This window comes from Thermus scotoductus DSM 8553 (assembly GCF_000381045.1).
Classification (GTDB): domain Bacteria; phylum Deinococcota; class Deinococci; order Deinococcales; family Thermaceae; genus Thermus; species Thermus scotoductus.
The window spans coordinates 1-2,654 of record NZ_KB905794.1; the positions used below are offsets into that span (position 1 = coordinate 1).

General features: G+C 64.8%; 4 protein-coding genes. 3 read left to right on the forward strand and 1 reads right to left on the reverse strand.

The window, feature by feature from the left end; all coding sequences use genetic code 11:
• The first annotated feature begins 94 nt into the window (after positions 1-94).
• From F604_RS0111405 to F604_RS0111415, 3 genes are read left to right on the forward strand one after another with little or no spacing between them, the layout of a single operon-like run.
• The gene (locus F604_RS0111405; protein WP_019551752.1) at positions 95-922 is read left to right on the forward strand and encodes a purine-nucleoside phosphorylase; all 828 of its coding nucleotides are present in this window, start codon (positions 95-97) and stop codon (positions 920-922) included.
• A gap of 3 nt (positions 923-925) precedes the next feature.
• Positions 926-1,561 carry a YggS family pyridoxal phosphate-dependent enzyme gene (locus tag F604_RS0111410; protein WP_019551753.1) on the forward strand — a complete coding sequence of 212 codons (636 nt, stop codon included), beginning with the start codon at positions 926-928 and terminating at the stop codon, positions 1,559-1,561.
• A gap of 7 nt (positions 1,562-1,568) precedes the next feature.
• Positions 1,569-2,021, forward strand: coding sequence for a DivIVA domain-containing protein (locus F604_RS0111415; protein WP_019551754.1), 453 nt, complete (start codon positions 1,569-1,571; stop codon positions 2,019-2,021).
• Here the strand turns inward: F604_RS0111415 and F604_RS12310 are convergent.
• Complete coding sequence (locus F604_RS12310) at positions 1,963-2,532, reverse strand: ElyC/SanA/YdcF family protein (protein ID WP_051080498.1); 570 nt, start codon at positions 2,530-2,532, stop codon at positions 1,963-1,965. The two genes, F604_RS0111415 and F604_RS12310, sit on opposite strands and share 59 nt — an antisense overlap.
• Positions 2,533-2,654: the final 122 nt, after the last annotated feature.

Below are 2,654 nucleotides of genomic sequence, written 5' to 3' on the forward strand. Positions count from 1 at the left end.
ACCCCTGCGGGGTTGGTGGAAAGGGGTCCATGTACCCCCGCATTGAAGATGCGGGGCACTATAGCCCCTTCCACACCATCCCCTTTTCTGTAGAATGTTCGCCATGGAAGTCTACGACAAGATCCAGGAGGCCGTGGCCTACATTCGCTCCAAGACCGGGTTTGTGCCAGAGGTGGGGATCGTCCTGGGCTCGGGGCTTGGCCCCCTGGCGGAGGAGGTGGCCAAGGAGGCGGAGATCCCCTACGGGGAGATCCCCCACTTTCCCCTTTCCACCGCCCCGGGGCATGCGGGGAGGCTGATCCTGGGGGAGCTGGAAGGCAAGCGGGTTCTGGTGTACCAAGGCCGGGTCCACTACTACGAGGGCTACAGCGCCGAGGAGGTGGTGTTCCCCGTGCGGGTGGGGTATTTCCTGGGGGCCAAGACCTTTATCCTCACCTCGGCGGCCGGGGGGTTAAACCCCAGGTTCCGGGCGGGGGGGATCATGCTCCACCTGGACTACATCAACTTCGCCGGGACCAACCCCCTTAGGGGGAAAAACGACGAGCGCTTAGGCCCCCGCTTCCCCGTGATGTTTGAGGCCTACGATCCGAGCCTCATAGAGCTGGCCCGCAAGGTGGCCAGGAAGCAGGACCTCCACCTCTTTGAGGGGGTCTACGCCTGGTTCCTGGGGCCCAGCTTCGCCAGCCGGGCCGAGCTGAAGGTGCTCAGGGATCTTGGGGCGGATGCCATCGGCATGTCCACGGTTCCCGAGGTCATCGCCTTAAGGCACCTGGGGGCCAGGGTCCTGGGCCTTTCCACCATCACGGACATGGCGGTGCCGGAGAGGGAGCACCACGCCACCGAGGCGGAGGTCCTGGAGGTGGCCGCCAGGACCGGGCCCATCTTCCGCCGCTTCGTGCGGGGCATCCTGGCCGAGCTTTAGGCCATGGGGCTTCCCGAGGTCCTCGAGGCCATGGAGGCCGCCTGCCGTCGCGCCGGGCGGGACCCTAAAGGGGTGCGCCTGGTGGCGGTGACCAAGGGGAGGAGCGTGGAGGAGATCCGGGAGAAGGTACTCCGCTACGGTTCCTTCCCCCTGGGGGAAAGCCGGGTACAGGAGGCCTTAAAGAAGATGGAGGTCTTGAAGGCCGAGTGGCACCTCATCGGCCCCTTGCAGCGCAACAAGGCCAAGTTCGCCCCCCGGTTTGCCCTCATCCACTCCCTGGACTCCTTGCGTCTGGCGGAGGCCTTGGACCGGGTGGGGGAGAAGGCGGGGATGAGGCTTAAGGTTCTGGTGGAGGTGAACCTGGGCCGGGAGCCAAGGAAGCACGGGTTTTTGGAGGAGGAGCTCCCTGAGGCCTTGGCCCGCATACGGGAGATGGAGCATCTTTCGGTCCTGGGCCTCATGACCGTGCCCCCCATAGGCCCTGAGGCCGTGGTCCGCCCCATCTTCCGCAGGCTTTCGGAGCTTGCCGACCGCTACGGCCTTCCTGAGCGCTCCATGGGCATGTCCGACGACTTTCCCATCGCCATCGAGGAGGGGGCCACCCTGGTGCGGGTGGGCCGGGCCCTTTTTGTAGACTGAGGTGCACATGGACCTAACTCCCTTGGACGTGCGCTACCAGGAGTTTCCCACGGGGCTTCGGGGGTACCAGAGGGAAGCGGTCAGGGCCTACCTGGCCCGGGTGGCCGAGGTTTTGGAGGGCCTGATCCAGGAGAACGAGGACCTAAGGAACAGGGTTCGGGCCCTCGAGGAGGAGGTGGCCCGCCTTAAGGAGGCGGAAGGGGAGCTTAAGCGGGCGGTGGTGGCGGCGGAGCGCATCGCCCGCGAGCTCAAGGCCCAGGCGGAAAAGGAAGCGGACCTCATCAGGAAGGAGGCCCTGGCGGCTAAGGACCAGGTGCTTAGGGAGGCGGCGGAGGAACTCAGGCGCCTAAAGGGGGAGGTGGAGCGGGTTAAGCAGGAAAAGACCCTCTTTGTGGCGCAGCTCAAGGCCCTTTTGCAGGGGTACCTGGATTCCCTAAAGCATCTGGAGGAAGGCTCTTGAGGCCGTGTTGGGAAAAGCTGCCGGGGAAGGGCCTTAGGCCCAGGTAAAGCCAGATGCGGTACAGGGTTTCCCGGAGCCAGTAGGAGAGGGGGTATTCCCCGGGCACCGGGTAGCCCTCGGCTTCCAGGCCCAAGAGACGGGCCAGGAAAAGGGCCCGGGGCAGGTGGGGGGCATCGGTGACCAGGAGGATCCGTCCCGATAGGTGGGGCTTCAAAAAGAGGAGGTTCTCGTAGGTGTTTTGGCTTTCCCCCTCGCAGAGGAGGGCAGCCTTGGGCAGGCCCCTTTGCCTTAGGTAGCGGCAGCCCACCTCCCCTTCGCTGTACCGGTCCCCTTTGGCCTTGCCTCCCGCTACCGCTACCCTCGAGGCCAGGCCCCTTTGGTAGAGGTGAAGGGCAGCCTCGAGGCGCCTTTCCAAGGCAGGGGAGGGTCTTCCCCCGTACTGGGCCGCCCCCAGGACCACGATCCAGTCGTAACCTGGTTGGGCTAAGGCCGGGGTGAGGAGGAGGGCCATGAGAAGCCAGCGCACCTTTTTCAATCTAGCAGGGCTTTACCCAAAACTCCTTCCTCGCCCTCCCTTAGCCTGCTTCAAGAGTTCTTGGGTGACTTCATAGTTGAGCAGGCGAACCAGGCCCC

Excerpts from the sequence above, each read along its gene's own strand:
- F604_RS0111410 (WP_019551753.1), top strand. The coding sequence starts at position 926 with ATGGGGCTTCCCGAGGTCCTCGAGGCCATGGAGGCCGCCTGCCGTCGC.
- F604_RS0111405 (WP_019551752.1), top strand. The coding sequence starts at position 95 with ATGTTCGCCATGGAAGTCTACGACAAGATCCAGGAGGCCGTGGCCTAC.
- F604_RS12310 (WP_051080498.1), bottom strand. The coding sequence starts at position 2,532 with ATGGCCCTCCTCCTCACCCCGGCCTTAGCCCAACCAGGTTACGACTGG.
- F604_RS0111415 (WP_019551754.1), top strand. The coding sequence starts at position 1,569 with ATGGACCTAACTCCCTTGGACGTGCGCTACCAGGAGTTTCCCACGGGG.